At 32.5% G+C, this 23,996-nt stretch carries 25 protein-coding genes; 9 read left to right on the forward strand and 16 right to left on the reverse strand.

Annotated elements, in window-relative coordinates; genetic code table 11:
- Positions 1-2 precede the first annotated feature (2 nt).
- The 13 genes from NHF47_RS02110 to NHF47_RS02170 all read right to left on the reverse strand — a co-directional run bounded on the left by NHF47_RS02110 (position 3) and on the right by NHF47_RS02170 (position 9,218).
- Entirely contained in the window at positions 3-734 is a 732-nt protein-coding gene (locus NHF47_RS02110) for a metallophosphoesterase (protein ID WP_252763368.1), read from the reverse strand.
- A 1-nt stretch (position 735) separates the two neighbouring features.
- Positions 736-1,338, reverse strand: a complete 603-nt coding sequence (locus NHF47_RS02115; RefSeq protein ID WP_252763369.1) for a macro domain-containing protein — start codon at positions 1,336-1,338, stop codon at positions 736-738.
- 2 nt (positions 1,339-1,340) lie between these two features.
- Complete coding sequence (locus tag NHF47_RS02120) at positions 1,341-1,883, reverse strand: RNA 2'-phosphotransferase (RefSeq protein ID WP_252763370.1); 543 nt, start codon at positions 1,881-1,883, stop codon at positions 1,341-1,343.
- Between the two features lie 22 nt (positions 1,884-1,905).
- Positions 1,906-2,544: a DUF4291 domain-containing protein gene (locus NHF47_RS02125; RefSeq protein WP_252763371.1), complete on the reverse strand. Its 639-nt coding sequence runs from the start codon at positions 2,542-2,544 to the stop codon at positions 1,906-1,908.
- Positions 2,541-3,047 carry an O-acetyl-ADP-ribose deacetylase gene (locus NHF47_RS02130; protein ID WP_252763372.1) on the reverse strand — a complete coding sequence of 169 codons (507 nt, stop codon included), beginning with the start codon at positions 3,045-3,047 and terminating at the stop codon, positions 2,541-2,543. Before NHF47_RS02130 ends, NHF47_RS02125 begins: the two co-directional genes overlap by 4 nt.
- 12 nt (positions 3,048-3,059) lie before the next feature.
- On the reverse strand, positions 3,060-3,749 hold the full coding sequence (locus NHF47_RS02135; protein ID WP_252763373.1) for a Sir2 family NAD-dependent protein deacetylase: 690 nt from the start codon (positions 3,747-3,749) through the stop codon (positions 3,060-3,062).
- A gap of 1 nt (position 3,750) precedes the next feature.
- Positions 3,751-4,209 (reverse strand): nucleoside 2-deoxyribosyltransferase domain-containing protein, encoded by a 459-nt coding sequence (locus NHF47_RS02140; RefSeq protein WP_252763374.1) that lies wholly within the window; start codon positions 4,207-4,209, stop codon positions 3,751-3,753.
- The gene (locus tag NHF47_RS02145) at positions 4,193-4,750 is read right to left on the reverse strand and encodes an NADAR family protein (RefSeq protein ID WP_252763375.1); all 558 of its coding nucleotides are present in this window, start codon (positions 4,748-4,750) and stop codon (positions 4,193-4,195) included. Before NHF47_RS02145 ends, NHF47_RS02140 begins: the two co-directional genes overlap by 17 nt.
- Entirely contained in the window at positions 4,734-5,684 is a 951-nt protein-coding gene (locus NHF47_RS02150) for an ADP-ribosylglycohydrolase family protein (RefSeq protein ID WP_252763376.1), read from the reverse strand. The genes NHF47_RS02145 and NHF47_RS02150 overlap by 17 nt, the downstream gene beginning before the upstream one ends.
- Positions 5,681-6,511, reverse strand: coding sequence for a ribose-phosphate diphosphokinase (gene prs / locus NHF47_RS02155; RefSeq protein WP_252763377.1), 831 nt, complete (start codon positions 6,509-6,511; stop codon positions 5,681-5,683). The genes NHF47_RS02150 and prs overlap by 4 nt, the downstream gene beginning before the upstream one ends.
- A 71-nt stretch (positions 6,512-6,582) precedes the next feature.
- Positions 6,583-7,278 carry an NUDIX domain-containing protein gene (locus tag NHF47_RS02160; protein ID WP_252763378.1) on the reverse strand — a complete coding sequence of 232 codons (696 nt, stop codon included), beginning with the start codon at positions 7,276-7,278 and terminating at the stop codon, positions 6,583-6,585.
- A 229-nt stretch (positions 7,279-7,507) separates the two neighbouring features.
- On the reverse strand, positions 7,508-8,524 hold the full coding sequence (locus tag NHF47_RS02165; protein WP_252763379.1) for a transglutaminase domain-containing protein: 1,017 nt from the start codon (positions 8,522-8,524) through the stop codon (positions 7,508-7,510).
- Positions 8,517-9,218, reverse strand: coding sequence for a carboxypeptidase-like regulatory domain-containing protein (locus NHF47_RS02170; protein WP_252763380.1), 702 nt, complete (start codon positions 9,216-9,218; stop codon positions 8,517-8,519). The genes NHF47_RS02165 and NHF47_RS02170 overlap by 8 nt, the downstream gene beginning before the upstream one ends.
- 126 nt (positions 9,219-9,344) lie before the next feature.
- Here NHF47_RS02170 and NHF47_RS02175 point away from each other — a divergent pair, with 126 nt between their 5' ends.
- Both NHF47_RS02175 and NHF47_RS02180 read left to right on the forward strand, forming a co-directional pair.
- The gene (locus tag NHF47_RS02175; protein ID WP_252763381.1) at positions 9,345-10,262 is read left to right on the forward strand and encodes an AraC family transcriptional regulator; all 918 of its coding nucleotides are present in this window, start codon (positions 9,345-9,347) and stop codon (positions 10,260-10,262) included.
- 90 nt (positions 10,263-10,352) lie between these two features.
- A complete protein-coding gene (locus tag NHF47_RS02180; protein WP_252763382.1) occupies positions 10,353-11,114 on the forward strand; it encodes an SDR family NAD(P)-dependent oxidoreductase in 762 nt (253 codons plus the stop codon).
- A gap of 73 nt (positions 11,115-11,187) precedes the next feature.
- On the opposite strand, the gene NHF47_RS02185 is transcribed toward NHF47_RS02180, so the two are convergent.
- Both NHF47_RS02185 and NHF47_RS02190 read right to left on the reverse strand, forming a co-directional pair.
- The gene (locus NHF47_RS02185; RefSeq protein ID WP_252763383.1) at positions 11,188-13,926 is read right to left on the reverse strand and encodes a fibronectin type III domain-containing protein; all 2,739 of its coding nucleotides are present in this window, start codon (positions 13,924-13,926) and stop codon (positions 11,188-11,190) included.
- Between the two features lie 130 nt (positions 13,927-14,056).
- Positions 14,057-14,950, reverse strand: a complete 894-nt coding sequence (locus NHF47_RS02190; protein WP_252763384.1) for a LysR family transcriptional regulator — start codon at positions 14,948-14,950, stop codon at positions 14,057-14,059.
- A gap of 87 nt (positions 14,951-15,037) precedes the next feature.
- Here NHF47_RS02190 and NHF47_RS02195 point away from each other — a divergent pair, with 87 nt between their 5' ends.
- From NHF47_RS02195 to NHF47_RS02210, 4 genes are all read left to right on the forward strand, one after another.
- Positions 15,038-15,823 (forward strand): type 1 glutamine amidotransferase domain-containing protein, encoded by a 786-nt coding sequence (locus NHF47_RS02195; RefSeq protein WP_252763385.1) that lies wholly within the window; start codon positions 15,038-15,040, stop codon positions 15,821-15,823.
- A 7-nt stretch (positions 15,824-15,830) separates the two neighbouring features.
- Positions 15,831-17,009, forward strand: a complete 1,179-nt coding sequence (locus tag NHF47_RS02200) for an iron-containing alcohol dehydrogenase (protein ID WP_252763386.1) — start codon at positions 15,831-15,833, stop codon at positions 17,007-17,009.
- A gap of 182 nt (positions 17,010-17,191) precedes the next feature.
- Positions 17,192-18,358: a YbjN domain-containing protein gene (locus tag NHF47_RS02205; protein WP_252763387.1), complete on the forward strand. Its 1,167-nt coding sequence runs from the start codon at positions 17,192-17,194 to the stop codon at positions 18,356-18,358.
- A gap of 6 nt (positions 18,359-18,364) precedes the next feature.
- Complete coding sequence (locus tag NHF47_RS02210) at positions 18,365-19,462, forward strand: trypsin-like peptidase domain-containing protein (protein WP_252763388.1); 1,098 nt, start codon at positions 18,365-18,367, stop codon at positions 19,460-19,462.
- Between the two features lie 8 nt (positions 19,463-19,470).
- Here the strand turns inward: NHF47_RS02210 and NHF47_RS02215 are convergent, their stop codons facing one another.
- Entirely contained in the window at positions 19,471-21,021 is a 1,551-nt protein-coding gene (locus NHF47_RS02215) for a T9SS type A sorting domain-containing protein (RefSeq protein ID WP_252763389.1), read from the reverse strand.
- A 264-nt stretch (positions 21,022-21,285) separates the two neighbouring features.
- Between NHF47_RS02215 and NHF47_RS02220 the strand changes: the two genes are divergently transcribed.
- The 3 genes from NHF47_RS02220 to NHF47_RS02230 all read left to right on the forward strand — a co-directional run bounded on the left by NHF47_RS02220 (position 21,286) and on the right by NHF47_RS02230 (position 23,923).
- Complete coding sequence (locus NHF47_RS02220; RefSeq protein ID WP_252763390.1) at positions 21,286-22,278, forward strand: NAD(P)H-dependent glycerol-3-phosphate dehydrogenase; 993 nt, start codon at positions 21,286-21,288, stop codon at positions 22,276-22,278.
- A gap of 176 nt (positions 22,279-22,454) precedes the next feature.
- Entirely contained in the window at positions 22,455-23,432 is a 978-nt protein-coding gene (locus NHF47_RS02225) for a TerC family protein (RefSeq protein WP_252763391.1), read from the forward strand.
- A gap of 194 nt (positions 23,433-23,626) precedes the next feature.
- Positions 23,627-23,923, forward strand: a complete 297-nt coding sequence (locus NHF47_RS02230) for a hypothetical protein (protein ID WP_252763392.1) — start codon at positions 23,627-23,629, stop codon at positions 23,921-23,923.
- The last annotated feature ends 73 nt before the right edge of the window (positions 23,924-23,996 follow it).

A 23,996-nucleotide genomic window follows, 5' to 3' on the forward strand; every position in this document is an offset into this window, starting at 1 on the left:
TTTTAATTTCTCCCTTTTTCATTGGGATATAAGGTTTGTACAGCATCACTTTGCCAAAACCTTTTCGTGTCTATGTCGAGGCATGAAATTTTACCTGTAAATGCTGCTCCTGTATCTATGTTCCAAACATTTGCTTTTTGCATAGGTATTGTAATTCCGTAATTTATGGTAGGTGTATGACCAATGTAAATCTCATCAAACAATAGTAATCTTTTAGGAAATAATTCACTATTTTTTTTAAGGTTTTTATCCATTGATACAGCTGTTTCCCACAAAGTTCTATCCCAAGAATAATTAGAGGAATAGGTTTCATGACTTGGTCCATGCATGGAAGAAAAACCAGCATGAATAAACAATCTATTTTGCGCATCAACATGATAATCTTTCATTTTTTTAAAAAAAATCAAATGCTCGCTTTTTTTGTTTTTTTCCAAAGCATGATAAGCTTCAAATGTTAAAATCCCACCATGAAACAGCCATTTTCTTTCGGCAATATCAGTTGCTAAATAATCCATACACCAAGTGTCGTGATTGCCTCTGATAAAAATACAATCTTGTTTTTCAGCCGTTTCAATTAAAAATTGAATTACCGCAGCAGATTCACTCCAACCATCTACATAATCTCCTAAGAAAATTAAAGTATCCGATGTAGTAATTTCTGCTCTTTCAAATAGTTGTTGCAAAGCTCTTAAACCACCATGAATGTCTCCAAAAACTAAAGTTCTTTTTTGCATTTTAATAGTCCCAAATTAATCCCTTTTCATTTAATCTATATTGAAACTTTTGCGTGTCTCCGAATGTTTGATAGTCTTTGTAATTTTTATTCATGATTTCGTCATAAGCTAAAAACATTTGGTTGGATGCTATGTGAAATGGCATTCTTCCGCATCCTGTACACAAACCAGGAATAGCTACCGTCTTAATAGCTTCATTGTTTTTACACGCTATTAGAATCGCTTTCATGGCTAAATAAGCATTTACAGAAGTTGCAATATTAAAACTCATAGGTACTCTCATTGTAGGTGCAGAAATTAAATATGGAATGGTATCATTTCCTGTAGCAAGTGTAATGGATTTTCCAATTAGTAATTCTTTTTCATCTAATTGGGCAATTTGAGCTTGTAAATTTTCTTGTAAATGCCAACCTAATTTCTCAGAAATATGTAAATCCAATCCTCCATCCATAAAACCAAAAGAATTGGCCGGACTAACAATAGCATCGCAAGGAACTTCTAAAATATCTTGTCCTATGATTTCTACATTTGGACAATCTTTAAAATCTTCTTTCCAAGCGTTGCCTAATGCTTCTTCTCTGTAAACTAACTTAACTTGCACCATATCTAAAATTCTATATATTCTACAGGTACTTGGTCTGTTAACCAAACTCCGTTTTCTGACACATAAAAAGAATAGCCATCTGCATGCATTTTAGGTGCATTGATACTTAAAATAACAGGTTTTCCTCTTCTACTTCCTACTTTGATAGCTGTTTCCTTATCTTGACTCAAATGCACATGTTGTCGACTCATTTTTTGCAAGCCTTCTTTTCGAATGGCTTGCATGAATTTATCTACTGTTCCGTGGTATAAAAAATGAATAGGTTCGATTTCTTTCAATTCTAATTCGACTGAAATGGAATGTCCTTGACTCGCTCTTATTTTAGTTTTGTCTTTATTAAAAGCGAATCGTTTTTTATCATTATTGATTACTACATATTCTAGTAATTCAGTGTTTAATTTTTTATGATGTTGGTTGCATTTTTCAATCAATTCATTAACTGAAGCCCAGCCGTTCTCATCTAATTTTAAGTTGATGGTTTCAGGAGCATGTCTTAATATTAAACTAAGAAATTTACTTATATTTTTAGTTTCTTTTTCATTCATTTTTACTTCATGTTTAGTCATTTCATTTAGAAATCTTTAATTTTCTATTCAATTCTTCATCTGAGAAATAAAATGGTTTTTCTTCAGGAATTAACAATTTATCTAAATCTTTACTTTTTACGAACTCATATTGTTCTGCAACAAATTGAGATATATCTTCTATTAAAAGCACATCTTCTTTTGAAAAAGTACGAATGTATTCGTTTCGCAATCCAATTTGAATGGCTCTTCTGTCTAATTTATCCCCATAAGGATCATGATCGGGATCCCATTGTAAGCGTACATTTGAACTTTTAACCGCATCTTTCCATGCTTCCTGTGTTATTCCTTCCACTTGATTAAAAGAAGAATAAACGGCGTTTTTCAAATACCTTTCAAACGCTTCCAGTTTTAAATGTATAGCCAAAACGACTTCTTGTCCTTCTTTGGTTCCCCAACCATTGCGATACATCATCCAAAGGAAATTAGGTTTAATCCAAGTCATTCGATCCAAACTAAAAGCACCTCCAAAAAATTGATTTTCAGCTGCAAAATGTCCTATTTCATTTCGATAGGATTGGTAAACGATTATTTTTTCATGGTCATATTGCGCCATGATATGATGGCCGTCTTTGGGCCATTTTAAAATTTGTTCTGTATATTTTTTTAATTTTATTTTCATTTTAAAAGTTTTTTGTACCACTGGTAATTTTCTTCATCAAAACAGACAAAGGTTATTTCTTCTAAGTTATTTGCAGAAAATTTTTGAACAGCATTTATGGCTATTTGTGCCGCTTCTGCTTTTGGAAAACGGTAAATTCCCGTACTTATATTAGGAAAAGCAATTGTTTTTAATCCTTTTTTTTCTGCTATCTGCAATGCGTTTACATAACAATTGGCTAACAGTTTTCTTTTCTCCTCTTTATCGCCATTCCAAACTGGTCCAACCGTATGGATGACATATTTTGAAGGCAAATTTCCAGCAGTAGTAATAACCGCTTCTCCTACTTTACAACCGCCTTGTTTATTTCTTATAGCTACACATGCCTCTAAAATAGCTTTTCCTCCTGCTTTATGAATGGCGCCATCTACGCCACCACCACCTAATAAAGAAGTATTAGCGGCATTGACGATAACGTCAACTTCCATTTTTGTGATATCTGCTTTGCTTACAAGAAATTTCATATGTTTATTTTTTTAATCGCCTCCCTTTATTAATACATCAAATACTTTTTGCATTCCAGTGGTTGCTTTTTCTTTAATATAAATGGCTCTTCCTCCATAATTGCCTCCATCATGGTCTGGGTTGATAATGATTAGTTGCGCATCGTCTTTTATAAAGTTTAAAAGATTAGCTGCAGGGTAGACTTGTAAAGAGGTACCTATGACCATAAAAATATCCGCTTGTGCTACTAATTCGACAGCAACAGGATACAAAGGCACTTCTTCACCAAACCAAATAATATCAGGTCGTAATTGGGAACCATCTTCTGCTTTGTCTCCTATTTTGATATCCTCAAAGCAATCATAGGTTATTTTTCTATTGAGAGAAGAACACATTTTATTTAATTCTCCATGAAGATGTAAAATATGGGTTGAACCTGCTCTTTCGTGTAAATCGTCTATGTTTTGTGTGATGATTTGCACATCGAAGTGGTCTTCTAATTGTTTTACTAAATGGTGTGCTTGATTGGGTACTACTTGCTTTAATTGTTGTCTTCTTTGATTGTAAAAATCCAATACTAATTCGCGATTTTTTCTCCAACCTTCTGGTGAAGCTACATCTTCGACTTTATGGTTGTGCCATAACCCGTTAGCATCTCTAAAGGTTTGAATTCCGCTTTCCGCACTAATTCCTGCTCCTGTTAAAATGGCTATTTTTTTCATTTTACGCTTTAATTAATTCATCTAACAAAATGTCTAGGGAATCATATTGTTGCATATGATATCTTTCACAGACAATATCTATATTTCCTTTTCTCCAAAAACCATCTTCTACTACAACTTTCATTTTATTAGAATGTGCAAACAATCCTAATTCTAATAATGAAATGGGTGATTGGGTATTCTTTGCAAAAAACATAATGATACTATCGGCTTGCTCAAGTGCATTTAATTCCCAAACAACTTGTTCTTTAAATTGAGGATTGTCTATCGATTGTTCCCAACTACTATTCCAAGAGTCTCTTCTCGGGTTGAAAATAATATATTTCTCTGACAAAACTTGTTCACATTTATGTTGCCAATGTATCGCTTTATCCATTTCAATAGAACCTGCTAGAAAAATGGATTTTTTAGTCATATCTCTATTGTCAATATTTTCTGGAGATTTATAGATTGTTTTCATTAGTATTTTGCATCATTCTTAATTCATCTCTTACTTCCATTAAAGCAAACCCTAATAAGTTTAATCCTTTCCATAGTTTAGGTTGATTTGCTTTTTCATGATCTGAAGCTAAGCCAATTCCCCAAACAGCATCGACAGGACTGGCTTCTACTAATATTCTATTTTTCGTTAGTAATAGAAACTCTTTTAGCTCCTTATTTTGATTGAACTTGTGTAAATTTCCTTCTTTTACAATTTGATATCTATTTGCCAACCAAAGAACATCATCATAGTTACGAACTTCTCTTCCCCACTTTTTAGCTTCTGCTGGTGATTTACTATCTAAAATCTTTTGAGCCATTTCTTTGTCTCCAAACAGTTCTGCTTTCTTTACCATCATCCAATGTTCGGCAGTTTTGTATTCTATTTCGTTCACGATGAAACTACTTTTCCACCATTGACTGAAACATGTTTTTGTAATTGTTCCATCTTTTGAAGGTTGATGTCCCCAAAAGAATAAAAACTTATTTTCAATATTTATATTTTCAATTGTGTATTTCATATTTCTTACTTAATTTATCACATAATGATGTGATGTTGTCTTTTCTAGCTAATACATTAATCCATTCTTGTGGAATACTTTCGTAACCATATAACAGTCCAGCTAAACCACCTACAATAGCAGCTGTAGTATCGGTATCACCTCCCAGATTAACGGCTTTTAAAACCGTTTCTTCATAGGTGTTGGAATTTAACAAACACCATAAACTGGCTTCGAGGCTGTGTAGAACATAACCGCTTGAATGAATTTTATTTTCTTCTACCTCATTAATACTCCCTTTTAAAACCCTATCAAATAATTGAATCTCTTTTTCATTAAAATCTTTATTTGAAATAAAATCATTAACAATTGCTTTAGTTTGTATGTAGGCTTCAAATTTTTGCTGTCCTTTTATTATTTCTAATGCGTAAACAATATAAATAAAACAAGCAAAAACCGAACGAAAATGAGCATGTGTGATAGAAGAAACCTCTTTTACTTTTTGATAAATCACCGTAATATCCTTTCCCTCTTGAAGATAAAAGGCTAAAGGTAAAATACGCATTAAAGAACCATTTCCATTGTCTTCTTCATCAAAACCTCCACATAATTCAGGTTTGTGACCTTTAGCAATTCTGTAAATTGACTCTCTAGTCGCTATTCCAATATCGAAAACACGTCCATGAGGCGTCCATATTTCAGCATTATACCAATGTACAAATTTTGAAGCTATATCTTCCAAATCATAAGTATTACTTAAACTTTCAGCCAAACAAAACGTTAAGGAACTATCATCACTCCAAGTTCCTTTAAGTTGATGATGTGTACCAAATTCTTGCATGTTAACAACAGGGTTGTTTTTGAGATAATCCCTAGACATAAACTCTACTGGAACACCTAAAGCATCACCTACCGCAACTCCAAATAAAGCACTATGTATTTTTGTTGTTTTCATTTTATAACTAATGGTAACACTTCTACTTTATCGTTTACAATATCTTTGAAAGAATTAGTTGTAAAGATTTTCTCAAAAACATGAAGACTATCAAATCCTTTATTAAATATTCCGTGACTTACTGCTAAGTATAAGTTACCCGCATTTTTGCTTTTCAATTCTTCGGCTAGGCCAATAAACGTGCCTCCTCCATCGCAGATGTCGTCTACAATTAAACAATCTTTACCTTCTAAGTCTTCTGAATATACTTTAAAACCAGATAGTTTCCCCGTTTTTACATCTCTGCTTTTACTACATTCTACGACCTCAACACCTCCTAAATATTCTGACACCTTATAGATTTTCTTTAAAGCGCCACCATCAGGAGAAATCAACAAGACTTCGTTTCCAATTTTCTGAATAACTTCTTGAACAAATTGATAATTTGGAATGACTGTACAATTGTTTAAAAGTGCTGGAGTAACTTCTGAATGCGGATCGAAAACTTGAATTCCCTCTAACTGTAACGCATTGATAATATCTGCATAAACTTTAACAGACAAAGGTTCACCAGGTATCATGACGCGATCTTGTCTTGCCGCAGGAAAATAAGGAATTATTGCTTTCGTAGTTTTTACACCCATTCTTCGAAGAGCGTCTACTGCCAAGCAAAATAGGCCTAGGTCATTAAAAGAATTCAATCTATGTGTCACAAAAACGGCCTGCGTGGTATCGAAATCTGCTACAATTTTTATATGTGGTTCACCCCCAGAAAAGACAAAGCTTTGAAAAGCTATCGTATTTTGTATTCCAAGTGGTGCAAAATGAGGGTCTAAATTAAGAATCATAATATTTGTGTTTATTTTACACAAATGTATGGTTTAATTTTTTTCTGACAAAATTTTATTTTGTGTTTTTTTTACGCTAATTTAATTTCAAAATGAATCCCTTCTTTTTCAAGACGTTTGTATTCACTTATATTGAAGGTATAAAGTTTAGCAGGACGTCCTGTTTTTTTATTCGCAAATTCTTCGGTTTCTATAATAAAACCAAAGCTTAACATTTTTTTTCTAAAATTGCGACGGTCTATTGGTTTCCCAATGATGGTAGTGTAAAGGTTTTCCAGTTGTGAAAAAAGGAATTTTTGAGGTAATAAGTCAAACCCTATAGGTTGGTAGGTTAACTTATTCTTCAAGCGTTGCAGTCCCATTTGAACAATTTCATTGTGATCAAATGCTAAATTGGGAATTTTATCAATTTCCACCCAAGACACATGATCAGCATCTGTATTTGCAATTAAGGTAAGTTTAGAAGAGTCAACTAAGGCAAAATAGGCTACTGAAACGACCCTGTTTCTTGGATCTCTAGTGATATCGTCTCCAAAGGTGTACAATTGCTCCAAATAGTTAACCGCTACATTTGTTTCTTCCTTCAGTTCTCTTTTAACGGCTTCAATAAGCGTTTCATCTTCCTGAACCAAACCGCCAGGTAAAGCCCAATAGGTATTTTGGCTACCAAATTTTTGTTGGATTAACAAGACATATAATTTGGATTTTTGATAACCAAAAACAACAGCATCTACCGCTATTCTAATATTTTGATGATGTGCAGACATAAAAGTGTGTATATACAACGCAAATATAACTTATTTTAATTGTAATAGTACTCTTTCGCTATGCTATTTGAATTACCAAGCCTATTATTGCATTTATGAATAAGTTTAAATAGCTATAAGATTACTATAAAGTTACTATAACCTTGCCTTAAATTTCTATAGATAAAATTTAATTCATAGTATTTATAAAACTTTAATACATTTTACTATCAAGGGAATTTCAAAACACTTATTCTTTTTTAATGGTAATCTTATAAGTAATTAAATAGGTTTCATTTAATTTAAAATGTAGGTCGTAGGTTCCTTTTATTTGAAATGTAGTTTTAATTTCTATGAGTTGGTTTTCTAAACGAGTTACCTTAATTTCATTAGATTTTCTATAGGAACCTGAGACCAATTCAACGTAAAGATTACTTATTTCTATGGGTTTACTCTCTTTCAAATAAAAAGTCATCATTTCGCCTCTTTTACACTCAATTTCTAAGATTTTAGGTTGTATAGCAATTACGCCATAAGTATGCGTACTATTGTAGACGATTGGTCCATTTAAAAAATCGTCAATTGTAATGGGAATAGGGGTTAATAGCCATTTCGTATCTAATGGGTAATGATCTTTAGCAAATAGAATAGGATCTGCTAAAAAATAAGTACCATTAAAGTTGTCCAAAAAATGACTGGCTTCCCAATCAAAAAAACCTGAAGACCATGTAGCATCACACAAATACCATTTATTATTTAAATAGACTGCATTCCAAGAATGATTTGGAATACTTAACTTTTGAATATTTTTGGTAGTGGTTCTTCCGTAACCGTTTATAATTTCACATTTTAAACCTGCAAATTGGGACATTTCTTGAATAAGATAGGCATAACCAGTACACACGGTTTTCTTTTCATTTTTTAATTTTTCAAAGCTTTCCATAGTGAAGAATGTATCCCATTTTGCTAATTGTAGACTGTCTTTATACCATTTCTTTCGTTTACTACTATTTTTTTCTGACGCATAATAGTCGTTTTCGATATTATTGCACACCCAAGTATACAGCGCTCTAAATTTTTCAACTTCTGTCGTTAAACTATTTGTTAAATTATAAGATAAAACCGGTAAGTTGTCCAGACTTGCCCCTTGATACTGAGCTGCTATCTCATCTGCTTTTGTAAAATCGATAGTTTTAAAATCAGACAACTGCGCAACCAAGATGCAGGGTAAATAAAAAAGAATATAAAATAGTCCTTTTTTACTCATTTCTAAACCAGTTTCGCATTCTTTGAAAAAAAGATGGTTTAGAATGGAATTCTTTGGCAACAGCAACTTCACCCAATAACAACGTTTCGTCTGGACTTAATTTCACAGAAATAATAGCTCCCGAAACTATTACTTCTTTGGTTTTATATCCAATAAAACTAACTATTAATACATCTCCTTTTTTAAGTGGCATTGTAAAAGCAAATTCACCATCAAAGTTTGTTTCTGTACCAATATTAGTTCCTTTTACAACAACATTTATTCCAGGCAAAGGTGCAACATCATCAGACACCACTCCTTTAACTAGTATTCCTTCCGTTTGTGGGTTTTCTTTTTGCTGGTTAGGTGTTAGTACGATTTCTGGTTTTTCTGTGGTTTGAGCAGTTGCAGTACCTACAGCTAATAAAGACAATAACGAAAAACTAGCTATTCCCACTTTGAAAGCACTTTTTTTATGCTGTATTTCTTGCCTATTAGTGTGTGAATAGGTTTTCAGCTGATCTTCCACAAACAAACCGCAAGTCTTTTGCGCCGTATTTTTAAAATAGTTTGCGAGGGCTTCGTCAGTCCAGTCTCTAAAATCGATGACTTCTTTCTGACAAGTAGTACAAAAGCCTCCTTTTTCTGTTTGTAAAAAGCTATCGAACTTTTCACTACAAGGCGTTTTTATGGAAAGAGTTGTTTTTTGGTGCATAGCAATAGGTCTTATAGTATCAAATATAAGAATTTATGTTTTAAAACAGGAATCCTTTTTTTACAACTGCTTAAAAAAACTAATTTAATTAATATAATCACTATATTTGATTTTTGCAAAAAAACCATGGAACAACCCCTATCGATAGAAACATTTTATAACGACATTAATGTTGCCTTACCCCATGATGTTAAGGAAGACATTGGTCATTTTAATGTTTTTGAGATTCCCAAAGTGATGACCAAATACAAAGAACAGGCTGTTATGCCATACAATAGAAGGTCATATTATAAGATAAGTTTGATTTGTGGCAAAAACAAGGCCGAATATGCAGATAGAACCTTTAACATAGAAAACAATGCTTTATTGTTTGCAACACCTAAAATTCCGTATCATTATTATCCATTAGATGAAAATCAAGAAGGCTATTTTTGTGTTTTTACGGAAGATTTTTTGGTGAAAAACCAAAGTCAGCTTGCTTTGAACACCTTACCTATTTTTCAACCCAATGGGTATCCCATTTTTGAACTTACGGATGCACAAGTTAAAGAGTTCTCCTACATTTTTGAAAAAATGCAAAAGGAAATCAATTCTGATTATGCTTATAAATACGACTTGTTGCGCATGTATGTGTTAGAATTAATTCATCAAGGTCAGAAATTACAACCCGTGAATGCCACGTATTCCGAAGTGAATGCTACCAGTAGAATTACGTCCTTATTTATTGAATTATTAGAACGACAATTTCCAATTGAAGCTCCACAACAACGGTTAGAATTAAAAACTGCCAAAGAATATGCCGATCGATTGTCTATTCATGTGAATCATTTAAATAAAGTATTAAAAGAAAGCACTGGTAAGACTACGACTAGTATTATTAACAATCGCATTCTTAAAGAAGCTAAAATACTTTTGCACCAAACAGATTGGAATATTTCAGATATAGCCTTTGGGTTGGGTTTTGAAGAACTGTCCCATTTTTCCAATTTTTTTAAGAAACAAACTGCTCTTACCCCTTTAAAATATCGATCTGCTTCAAATTGATTGAAATTTACAATTTATTGCTTGTTCGTTGTAACTTCTCGGAGTTTGCAACACCTACCTTTGTTCTTATAATCATAATACGAAATAATCATGAATAAAAACAAAATTGCATTAGTAACAGGTGGTAGCCGTGGTTTAGGAAAAAACATGGTTGTCAGTTTAGCAAAAAAAGGATTTGATGTTGTATTTACTTATCATAGCAATGCCGTAGAAGCAGCAAAAGTAGTGAGTGAAGTGCAACAATTGGGTCAAAAAGCAGCCAGTATTTCATTGGACACCTCCAAAACAAACAGTTTAGATGCTTTTAAAGATAATTTAGAAAAACTTTTAAAAGAAAACTTTCAAGCTGAAAAAATTGATTTTTTAATCAATAATGCAGGAATTGGCATTCATGCGTCATTTGAAGAAACCACAGAAGAACAGTTTGATTTACTTTTCAATATTCATTTAAAAGGCGTGTATTTTCTATCCCAAAAATTAGTACCTATGTTACAAGATGGTGGTGGTATTGTAAATATATCAACTGGATTGGCCCGATTTACGACACCAGGATATGCAGCATATGCGACAATGAAAGGCGGTATTGAAGTTTTAACCCGTTATCAAGCAAAAGAATTAGGAGTTAGAAAAATAAGGGTTAACACCGTTGCACCAGGGGCAATTGAGACTGATTTTGGTGGAGGTGTTGTAAGAGACAATAAAGATTTAAATCAGTTTATATCTTCGATGACTGCATTAGGAAGAGTGGGTTTACCCGATGATATTGGAGGGGTAGTTGCTTTTTTGTGTACGGAAGACTCAAATTGGATTAACGGGCAACGCATTGAGATTTCTGGTGGAATGATGTTATAAAAACACATGTTTTACATAAAAAAAGAGCCTAATTATAGGCTCTTTTTTTTTACTAAAAATTAATTCTAATCCATTATTCTACAACTAATTTAGCTGTATAAAGTTTTCTTGAATGGATTTTTATGATATACACCCCTTTAGCCAAATCTTGAGTGATTAAAGAATATTTATTGTTGTTAATATTATGGGTTTTGTATAATAATTTACCTTGTAAATCAAATAATTCGATAGCATCTATTGGATAATCACATTGTAAGATAGTTTTCTTTTGGTTATTTGCTGGATTAGGAAACATACTAATACCTTTATCGATAGCAAAGGCCTCTTTATCCAAAGTCCCCATCATTTGAAAAGAAACACGATTAGAGACTTCGTTGTAAGAATCATTAGTAAACATTACTATATAATAATTACCTGCTGTAGAAGGCATATTTTCTGGAGTTATGGTTGCGCTACCTTCAGCGACACCATTAAAATACTGATAGCTTATTAAAGGATCACTATTGGGATTATCTCCTTCGTTATAAATACCCAACCAATCTTTTACAATTCCTGGTGCATCTGTCCAAGAAGCGTTTATTTGTTCTCCTAAATCATAGACAGGGCTATCAATCCATAGTTCTGTTACCAAATCACCAACTTTAAAAAAGACCTTTTCACCAATAGCATTATAACTATCTTGAATATAATACTGGGCGTAATAATAGCCCTTTGGCAAATTACTAAACGTTTTAGTACCATTTGTTGTTGTTACATATTGCCAAGCAGCAGCAGGTGCATCTCCTGCATCGATTCCCATTTTATAAATACCCATCCAGTCATTTGCAAGGTTTGGCCCATTGATAAACGAAATAACAACCTCTTCTCCTACAGCATATTCTTCTAGATTAGAAGTTAAAACAGGAATAGCACCGACATAAAAATAGACTCTATCAGCAACTTCTGTATACCCATCATTTTCAAATACTGCTGCAAAATAACGACCACTTTGAGTTAATCCAGAAGTAAAGTTGACTGTACCTGTTGAAGTACCATTTGTATATTGCCACATTTGAGAAGCTGGTCCACCAGGTGTTTGGCCGTCTTTATAAATGCCAATCCAAGTATCATTCGCTGCTGGTACATTTACATAATTCACTGCGATGGCTTGGTTATTTGCATAGGTGAATGTTGGGCTGTCGATTGTAATTTCAGGGTTAGCAACATTACTGTTAATAATTTCAAAAGTAACAACATCGCTCCAATCAGACCATTCTAAATTTCGATCACGATAACGAAGTCTGGCATAATGAGTACCATTATCTAACGAATTAGACAGAATATTAATTTTGGTTATATCCACTCCTAAATTAATATTTACAGTAGAATCGGTTTGTGTAGCATATTTACCGAATAGATTTTCATAATCGCGATAATATTCTTTCTCTAACGTATTGAAATCATTAAACTTAGAAATTTGAAATTGAGATGTATTTAAGAGTTCGTTTTCAGAAGTTGCAAAGTCGCTACCGTCTAGTACGATTGGCAATTCTATAGGTTGTGAAAAAACATTGGTTATACTTGGTTTTTCAGGAGCATTTTTATTTTTGTAGCGATGAAAAGTATCCATCAACTGGTTGTTTTTCCATCTAAAGATACTTCCAATGGAATAGCTTTCCACATCCATTTTCCCATTGATTACATCGATATCAACAATTTGATACATCCAATTACTGATTGTTTTTTGTACATCTTCAAAATCTTGTTCCGTAGACATTGACCAATATTGATCCCAAGCTGTTCCACCAGAGATAATTTGATAGGCTTGAGCATTTTTTAATTGTCCTCTATGATACAAATGATGGTGTGCTCCAATGTGCATAATGTATTTATCTGAAGTAGTTAAAAGAGGAACAGCAGTTTGTCTTACCCAATTAGATATATCTCCTACATATTGTTCTGCTTGATAGGGACGATGGCTTAAAGAAAAAATCCAATCAACAGTTGTGTCATTTTCAGCTGCAGCAAGCACTTGTTGCAACCAAGCATATTGAGTGGCTCCTGTATGTTCTGAACTCATACTAATAAACAACACATTCCCAGCTTGTTGGGCATAATAATTTTCGGTATTAGAAGAAATGCCTTGGTAAGACAGTTCACTCATAAAAAAATGACTGTAATACGAATTCATTCCAAGAGTACCATAGGTTTCGTGATTACCAACTGTAGTTTGAATTGGAATATTACCTGATAAACCCCTATTCTTTTTAAAATGTACATTTTCGTAGTGATCCAAAGTACCAACATCTACTTGGTCACCCACCATAAAAGTCATGGCGATATTATCATCAGGAGATAGTGCATCTCCCCATTTTTCTTTAATCTTTCGCTTTGCAGCTGACACTAACGAATCATAACGTGGTTCATTTTTTAATTGATTATCCCCCATAATTAAGAAACGAATATGACCATCAGCGGTAGCAGCTTCACCAGGATTTGGCAATGTTTTAAAAGAATACACTGCCGATTCGCTAGAACCCGTTCTAATTTTATAGTAATATTTTGTATTAGGTGTTAAATTAGTCAATTTAGCAGAATGATAGTAGTAATTTCCAGGATAACCAGAATCGGTAAAAATATTGGTGTTACCCGTTAACGTTACATTTAAGTTTGTGGTATCTAAACCATATTCAACAATAGTTTCAGAATTGGCATTGGTTTTCCAACTCACATAAATTGAATTTGGAGTTACATTTTGCAGATACGGATACACTATTTGAGAGAATCCTGAAAAAGTGAATAAGAAGAAAAATAAGAAAGTAGTTTTTTTCATAATAGTTTGCTTTTTTAGCTCTAGCAAAACTAAATCCATCCTTCTTTTTGTTTGTTTTCTAAAAGTTATCTAATAATAAAACTTAGATTAGAAAATGGTTATGATTGTTAAATGTAGGTTAATCCCAAAACTAAAAAAATCCTTTCATCTTGTTCAAGACCTCATCCAAAACCGAATTGAGCGCATCATTTTTTCTTGAGAGCATATATACCGAAGTACTTGGCATTTTAGAACTATCCCAAAGCATTTGAATATTACCTTCGTTTATAAAAGCTTTGGCATTGATATTCCAAACGATTGCTAAACCCGTATTCCTAGACAATGCTGTAAGCAATTCATTTTCAGAAGGAATGATATAATTTGAAATTAATGTGGGTCGTTTTTTATCAAAGACATGTAACCAAAATAATTTCACATGCGGAATACGTGCATCATAGTTGTACCATTTTTGTTGGTTCAACCATTGCTCTACAGTACTAAAGTTTTCCTCTTCTATTTCCTTTTTACAAAGAGTTATATCTAAATCAAGGCTTGCAACAATAATTTGTTTCATGGTACCCAATTCTTTTTGAATGGTATCGAAGGTGTCAAATTTCTTGGTTACTATTGCAAAATCTACCTTTTTTGCATCTACTAATTGAAATAATTCGTCATTTTCTGCAAATGTGAAATCGATAAATTCAAAATGAGACAATAATTGGTTCCCAATGCTTAAAAACAAATGCTTCGAGATGCCAACAGAAACCAATTGATTGGAGTTGAAAGCTTTTTCTCGAAATCCGTTTTCTACATTTTCTAATCGATCCAAAGCTTCAATAATGAGATTATTGAGTAGTTTGGCATACTCTGTAGGCTCCACTCCTTTCGATTTTCTGTTGAATAGTTTATACCCAACATGTGCTTCTAACATGGCGATTTGCTGACTTACTGCGGGTTGACTAATAAACAATTCTTTGGCAGCGTTCGAAAAATTACCATTTTTATATACCGATTTAAAAGTCCGATACCATTCTAAGTTAACCATGATATAAAATTATTTATCACAAAAATAATTTAAATTATTTTTACTAATACCATTTTAGTTGTAATTTTGATAAAAAATTTAAAAAATATGAAACATATACTTGCTACCATATTGGTAATTTTAAGCTTGGGTTGTAAAGAAAAAGAAACAACACCTCAAGAAGAAACAACAGTACAAACAACAAAAAAAGAAACCATGAAAAAAGTATTATTTGTATTAACCAGTCATGAAGATTTGGGTAATACAGGAGAAAAAACAGGATTTTGGATTGAAGAATTTGTAGCACCATATTATGAATTAGCCGATCAAGGAGTGGAAATTACTTTAGCTTCGCCAAAAGGAGGACAACCTCCAATTGACCCAAGAAGTTCAGATCCTTCAAATGCTACCGAAGACACCAAACGTTTTGATAAAGACGAAGCGTTACAAAAAAAATTAGCGCATACACTTCCCTTAACAGAGGTGAACCAGGCTGATTATGATGCTGTTTTTTATCCAGGTGGACATGGTCCTCTTTGGGACTTAGCTTCAAGTGAAATTTCTCAAAAACTGATTACTTCATTTTATACCAATAACAAACCTATTGCATTTGTTTGTCATGCACCAGGCGTTTTAAAAGACGTGAAAGTAAATGGTGATTATTTAGTAAAAGGCAAAAAAGTAACTGGATTTACCAATTCGGAAGAAGAAGCTGTAGGCTTAACCGATGTAGTTCCTTTCCTTTTAGAAGATGCTTTACAAGAAGATGGCGCACTTTATAGCAAAGGAGATAATTGGGCACCTTATGCAGTAGAAGACGGTTTATTGATTACTGGACAAAATCCGGCTTCATCAAAATTAGTCGCTCAAAAATTATTACATCAATTAAATTAAGTTACAAATGCAAAATTTTGAATTATATAACCCTGTAAATTATGTATTTGGTAAAGGCCAAATAGAAAAATTAAAAAATTTAGTTCCAGAGAACACCAAAATATTAATCGCCTATGGAGGGGGAAGTATTTTTAAAAACGGTGTTTATGATCAGGTAAAAGCCGCTTTATCCAAATCATTTGAAGCTAACCATATAGTAGAATTTGGAGGTATTGAACCCAATCCAAGATACGAAACCTTAATGAAAGCCGTTGCTCTTATTCGTAAAGAAGAAATTGGTTTTATCCTTGCTGTAGGAGGTGGAAGTGTTATTGATGGTGTGAAGTTTATTTCAGCAGCTGTACATTATGAAGGTGATGCAGCAGATATCTTAAGAAAACGCATTTTATTTAAAGACGTTTCACAAGTAATCCCTTTTGGAACTGTATTAACATTACCAGCTACTGGTTCCGAAATGAATTCAGGAGCCGTGGTTACGATTGAAGCCACACAAGAGAAATTGACATTGGGGGGAAGTGCTTTATTCCCGATCTTTTCCATTGTTGACCCAACCGTTATTACTTCTTTACCAAAAAGACAATTACAAAACGGAGTCATTGATGCTTTTACACATGTAATGGAACAATACTTAACCTATCCTCATGATGCGATGCTTCAAGATCGAATTGCAGAAGGTATTTTACAAACCTTAATAGAAATTGGTCCAGATGTAGTAGAAAATCCATCCGATTATAAATTAGCCTCCAATTTTGTTTGGAGTGCCACTATGGCATTGAATGGATTGATTCAAAAAGGAGTGCCATCCGACTGGGCAACTCACATGATTGGACATGAATTGACTGCGTTATATGAAATTGATCATGCTCGTACTTTGGCGATTATTGGTCCCAATTTATACCGTGTGATGTTTGACACCAAAAAAGAAAAATTAGCACAATATGGTAAACGTGTATGGAATCTTACAGGAGATTCTACTGAAGCGATTGCAGAAGAAGCGATTGAAAAAACGGTAGCTTTTTTCCATACTATGGGAATGAAAACTAAGATTTCAGAAAACACCGATAATTATGAAAACACAGCCGACTTTATCGTGAATCGATTTGAAGAGAGAGGTTGGAAAGCTATGGGTGAAAAACAGAATATTACTCCAGAAAAAGTAAGAGAAATAGTAGAAATGAGTTACTAAACAATTTCATTTCTTTACAAAAAAAGCCAGATGTAAACCGTTCATCTGGCTTTTTTATCTTATCAACTGAAAAAATAAAAATACTTATTTCTAAGTATTTTTAAATGATTGTCATTTTTTATATTTGTTTTAAGCTCTTGAATGCGAGTTATTTTAAAAAAACAACAAACAAATAAATAATTATGACAAATTCATTAAGTTTTGACAAAACCTTGATGACTTCCTTGGAGACAAAGATAAAAGTCGAAAAATGGAAAGAATCATTAGATGCTTACAAAGCCGATCAGTACAAAGCGTCATTTTTAACACTTTTAGATTATATCGACACCGATATAAGAAAGCAGTATGGGAATGCCACTGAAACTTCTTTTAAAATTCCACATGGATCGATTGTCGTTGAAATCGAAATAACCGACACCCTATTACAAATTAAAGCTCCTTTTTTAAAAGTAGGGAATACACATAAAATACCTGTTTTTAGAAGAATTGCAGAGATCAATTTTTCCCCCTTAAATTTAGCTCAAATTCGTTATCATAATGACGAATTAGACTTTTATTACGAAGCGCCTTTGCATTTGTGTGAACCGTACAAAATTTATTATGTTTTAGAAGAGATTTGTCATAAAGCAGATAATTATGATGACGAATTTAAAGCTGCTTTTGATGTAGACTCATTACACGAACCTAAAATAACTCCTTACAGCTCAGAAGTTTTAGAAACCATTTGGAGTACATTTAACCGATTAATTGCAGAAGCGGAGCAGTATTTTGAATATTTTGATAGAGAGCGAATGAGTTATTTTAATTGGGATGTAATTAATATTACACTAAAAAAAATAGACTATTGTATGTCTCCTCAAGGCAAATTACGAACAGATGTAGAGCGAGAAATTGTTAATTTGAGTTCGCAAGACAGTATTACCATTAAAATTCAAAAAGGAAAGCAGTTTTTACAAAGTTTAAAAGCCCTTTCAAAAGAAGCATTATTAGAAGATTTTTATATTGCAGAAACTTTTATCCCTATCAAATCGAGAAGTGAAATTGAGCATTTAAAGAAGAATTTAGAACATACTTTAAAAGTAGCTAGCGAAGAAATTCATAAAGGAGATCAAATTGGTGCGACCTTTACCTTACTTCTAAGTTTTTACGACATGTTGTATTACAATATGGTTCCTAAAGAAGTATATGCAAAAACACAAACTACTTTGGAACAAGCAGCGAATCAACCTTGGAAAGAAGCAGCAAGCCTCTTATTTAAAGGGATGACTGCCATTATGAACGAACAAGAGTTGCCTTTTCAAGCGGAACAACCTAAGAAAAAAGGCTTTTTTTCCAACTTATTTAACTAAGAAATCATGCAAACATTAGATAATCTTAAAAACGCTACTTTTAAAATCCTTACTTCATCTTCAACAGGGAGTGGTTTTTATTTTAAAAACGAAGATATTATTATTACCAATCATCATGTGGTACAAGGCTATAAAAAAGTAGCTATTGAAGATGCCAATCAAAATAGAACTTTGGCAAAAGTAATTCTTATAAATCCAGACATTGACATTGCCGTTCTTAAAACAGAAGCGCCTCTAACTATTGAAGATTCGTTTTCAATCAACAGTTCCTTAACTTTAGCAACACGTCAAAAAGTATATGCTTTGGGATATCCATTTGGAATGCCATTTACGATTACTGAAGGAATTATTTCCAATCCGGAACAGCATATGAACGGGAAGCATTTTGTACAAACGGATGCCGCTATTAATCCTGGTAATAGTGGTGGTCCATTGGTTACAGAAGAAGGCTTTTTAGTTGGGATTAATTCTTCCAAGTTCAACAATGCAGACAATATGGGTTTTGCCATTCCGGTAAAAGAAATTATTGCCGCAATTGAGAGTGTAAGTTCGAATACCAACCATCAGTTTTCGTTGCAATGTCCTTCTTGTCATGCCTTAACATATGAACCAGTAGACTATTGTAATAATTGTGGTTCGCAATTACTAAAAGACGAGTTTATTGAAGAAGAATTAGGGGAATTAAGCAATTTTATTGAGCGTGCTATTTCAGAATTAGGTATCAATCCTATATTAACAAGAGCCGGTTACGAATATTGGAATTACCATCAAGGAAGTTCAGAAATTCGTATTTTTATTTACAAAAGAGATTATCTGTATGTGACTTCGCCTATTAATAGTATACCAAAAGAAAACTTATTGGATTTATATACCTATTTGATTTCAAGTAATCATAGTCCTTTTAAGTTAGGAATTTATCAAAATAACATTTTCATTTCTTATCGAGTGCATATTTCTGATATTTTTAAAGACGAAGCCAGTCAAAATAATGTAAAAGATAAGATTAAAGAATTAGCTTTAAAAGCAGATGAAATGGATGATTATTTAGTAGATGAATTTAATTGTCCAATGTCTACCTATGCTAAAAAAGATTTAAGAAGATAACAATTATATCATTCTTGTTTTACTACACGAAAGGTACTATTTGTAAAATTTGATTCCAATTTAAGAACGTAAATGCCTTTCTCTATTCCAGAGAAATTAATTTGAAATACTTCTTGATTTGGAATCATTTTTTGGATTAGTTGACCCAAGAGTGTGTAAATTTCAACTTTTGTTATGGTACTTTTTGCTTCAATATTCACAAAATTTTGTATTGGATTTGGATAAACTTCAATAGCATCTTTTTGAAATTCAGCAACACTTAAAGTTCCAACTTCAATATTGAGTACAAAACTATTGGTGCCTTCTGTATTCGAAATTGTAACAGTATAATCAGTGGGCGGACTTATTGTAGTAGGTGTACCTGAAATGGCTCCTGTTTCGGTATTAAAAATTAAACCTGTTGGCAAACTGGGAGAAATGGTATAATTAAAATCATAATATGTGGTTTTTTTTATTTTATGATTTCCATAGTCAGTAATATATAGCGTTCCATTTTGATCAATTGAAATGCAAGAAGGGTTTTTTAATTTGGCTAAAAGCAACTCATCATCATGGTCACCTAATGCACCCGAACCGCAAAAAGTACTTACAGTTCCTGTTGTATCAATTATTTTGATTTTATTGTTGCCATAATCTGTAACAAAAATGGCACCTGATGGATCTACCGTAGAAATTGTTGGGTTTTTGAATTTAGCAATTGATACCTCTCCATTTATATCACCTGAACCATTACCCGCAATTGTGACGACTTGACCAGAAGGAAGGATTTTTTTAATCTTATGATTTCCATAATCAGTTACAATAATATTTCCCAAAGCATCTATACAAACTCCAGTTGGACTATTAAATTTAGCGAGGTTACCTATTCCATCTGCGTCTCCAATTACACTTCCTGCTAAGGTTGAAACTACTCCAGTAGGAGTAATTTTTCGTATTTTGTGATTATAATAGTCTGCGACATAAATAGTATCGTCATTATCAATAGTAATTTCATCTGGATAATAAAATCTTGCCGCAATACCTACTCCATCTTGAAAACCACCTACACCACTTCCTGCAAAGGTAGAAACTATACCATTAGTGTCTACCTTTCTAATTTTATGATTACTTTGATCACATATAAATAAATTCCCATTTGAATCTTCTACTATACTTGAGGGGAAATTAAAAGTGGCTGTTTCAGATGCGCCATCTAAAGCCCCTATTGCTCCACTCCCAACTAAATTAGAAACCAAACCATTGGAATCTATTTTTTTTATTTTATGATTGCCTCTATCTACAACTAAAACAGCATTGTTGTGATCTAAAATTGCGGTTGTAGGAAAGTTAAATTGAGCCGTACTTATATCTCCAACAGTGTCTCCTTGAAAACCAGTTCCTGCGTAGGTTATAATTCCATTTCCATTAGGAATTGACCCACCCGTGTTAATAGGCACAATTGGTATGATTGTTTCGTTTACAGAAAAAGTATTGGGTGTAGGATAACTAATATTGGGTGCTTGAGCAATTGCAAGTACACTTTTAAAAAAAATAAAGGATAAAATGTAATTTTTTTTCATAACACACTTGTAATGAAACAAAAATAAAACAAAAAAGCGTTCAAAATTGTATTTTGAACGCTTTTAACTAACCAACCAAAAACTAAATAATTTAACCCAAATTATTTAAAAATATATCTATAAAACGTAGTCACTCGAGATTAAATTGCATGGAAAAAATTAAAAAAATGTTAAAGTTATAAAGCCCTTATGTATTCTTAGTTTGTAAGGATTTTATATATTAAAAGGAATTCTTTACCTTTGGGTTTCCTAAAATAAAAATCAATGGAAAAACCAAAATTTGCTGTCATTGGAGGAGGAAGTTGGGCAACAGCTATTGCAAAGATGTTATGTGCAAATCAGGAAAAAATTGCATGGTATATGAGAAGTACTTATGCATTAGAGTGTATTAAACATCAAAAACACAATCCAAACTATTTAAGTTCGGTAGAGTTTGACAACAATAAATTATTTCTAACAAACGATATTAATGAAGCCGTAGCATTTGCAGATTATATCATATTTGCCATCCCATCTGCATTTTTGAGTGCTGAGTTAGAAAAATTGACCGTTTCCCTTTCTGACAAAATAATTTTTTCAGCTATTAAAGGTATTGTTCCTGAATCGAGTTTAATTGTTGGAGAACATTTTAATACCAAATACGATATTCCTTTTGATAATATTGGTGTAATTACAGGTCCTTGTCATGCGGAGGAGGTTGCTATGGAGCGTTTGTCTTATTTAACAATTGCTTGTAATGATCGTACCAAAGCCAAATATGTCGCTAAAAATTTAAGTTCGTATTACATCAAAGCCAAAACTACAGACGATATCATTGGTACTGAATATGCTGCTGTTTTGAAAAATATTTATTCTATTGCCGCTGGAATTGCGCATGGATTAGGATATGGAGATAATTTTCAAGCCGTTTTAATGAGTAATGCCATTCGTGAAATGAAAAAGTTTATTCGTAAAGTACATCGAATGAAACGCAACATTAATAATTCAGCTTATTTAGGAGATTTATTGGTAACTGGTTATTCTGTTTTCTCTAGAAATAGAATGTTTGGAAACATGATTGGCAAAGGATACACGGTGAAATCGGCACAAATGGAAATGAGTATGGTAGCAGAAGGATATTATGCAGCAAAAAGCGCCTATTTATTAAATAAAGAATACAAAGCAGATACTCCTATTATTGATGCTGTTTATCGCGTTCTTTATGAAGGAAAAGAAGCAAAATCTGAGTTTAGAAAATTAACTGAAAAATTAAATTAAATTTTAACTTTTCATTAGATTATTAGAAAAACAAGCCTATATAATTGATTTACAGTAATATAGGTTTTTTTATTATAAAAAATTCAACAAACAACAATTTGATTATCAAATAGTTACCCCAATTTGCCTTGGAGTAAAAAATCGAAGTTACATTCGCAAACCTAAACATAAAAAACATGGACTCATTAATTCAACATCCCGTTATAATAGCTGTTTTTACCATAGTCATTCTAGCTATGTTAGTTTTAGATTTAGGTGTGTTGAACAAAAAAAGTCATGCTGTAACGAGTAGAGAAGCTGCGTATTGGTCCATTTTATGGATTTCATTATCCATGGGTTTCAGCGCAATCATTTATTATTATTTAGGTTTTGAAAAATTTTCGCAGTTTCAAGGAGCCTATTGGATTGAAAAGGCTTTATCAGTTGATAATTTATTTGTTTTCATTTTAGTGTTTGGCTATTTCAATGTAGGTAAAGAGCTACAACATAAGGTTTTGTTTTGGGGTGTAATTGGAGCTTTAGTATTTAGAGCTATTTTTATTTTTACAGGAGTTTGGCTTTTACACTATACCAATTTACCAGAAATGGAATTATTTGGTCAAACCGTTACTATAAATTATTTACTTACTCTTTTTGGAATTATTCTTATAGTTGCTGGAATAAAATCTTGGTTTAGTACTAATTCTGATGATGGTGACCAAGATTTTTCAAAAAGCCCAGGAGCAAGATTAGTACATCGTTTCTTTAAAGTGAGCCCAAATTTTGATGGTGACAAATTTTTTACGATTCAAAATGGTGTAAAAATGGCAACACCATTATTAGTTGTTCTTGTTATCATAGAGTTTACCGATTTATTGTTTGCTGTAGATAGCATTCCTGCTATATTTGCCATTGCACCAGATGATCCTTTTATATTATATACTTCCAATATATTTGCCATTTTAGGATTGCGTTCTTTGTACTTCCTACTCGCTAATTTTATGTATATGTTTAGTCGTTTGCATTATGGATTAGCCATTATACTAGCTTTTATTGGAGTTAAAATGATTATTGCGCCCTTTTATCACATCTCATCATTAGCTTCTTTAAGTGTAGTAGGTGGTATTTTATTAATTTCAGTGCTTTGGTCCCTATTATTTCCTAGTAAAGATTAGTTGATAACGTCACTTTTTTACACAGATAACGGATACATTTTATTGGTTTTACACAACTTTTCCTTAAAGGTAAAAATCATAAATATCTAATAAACAATAACTTAAAGCTTTTATCGCAACTCTTTTTTGCATTGGCACACTTTTTTCAATTAGTTAAGCAACTAATAAATAATTAAATTTTAAAAAAGTAAGTTATGAAAAAAGTAGTTTTAACAGCCGTATTCGCATTCGCAACATTAACAACATTTGCAACCACTAACACAAATGTTATTCCCGTACAAAAAGTGATTCTTCAAGAAGAGTATAAAGAATTACCTGCTGAAGAATTACCAAGTGCAGTACAAGAAGCTGTAAAAAGAGATTTTAAAGATGCTAAAATTCAAAAAGCATTTGTAAATGAAAGCAAAGAATTTAAGTTAGAGTTACTAGTTGGTCAAGCTACACAAACTGTTTATGCTGATGCTAACGGAAATTGGTTGAAAAAGGAGTAATATAATTTCACTTTCCTTTTACAAAAATGCTATCTCTTTTTGAGGTAGCATTTTTTATATTATTTTTAAGAAC

It is taken from the genome of Flavobacterium sp. NRK F7 (assembly GCF_024054195.1).
Taxonomy (GTDB): Bacteria; Bacteroidota; Bacteroidia; order Flavobacteriales; family Flavobacteriaceae; genus Flavobacterium.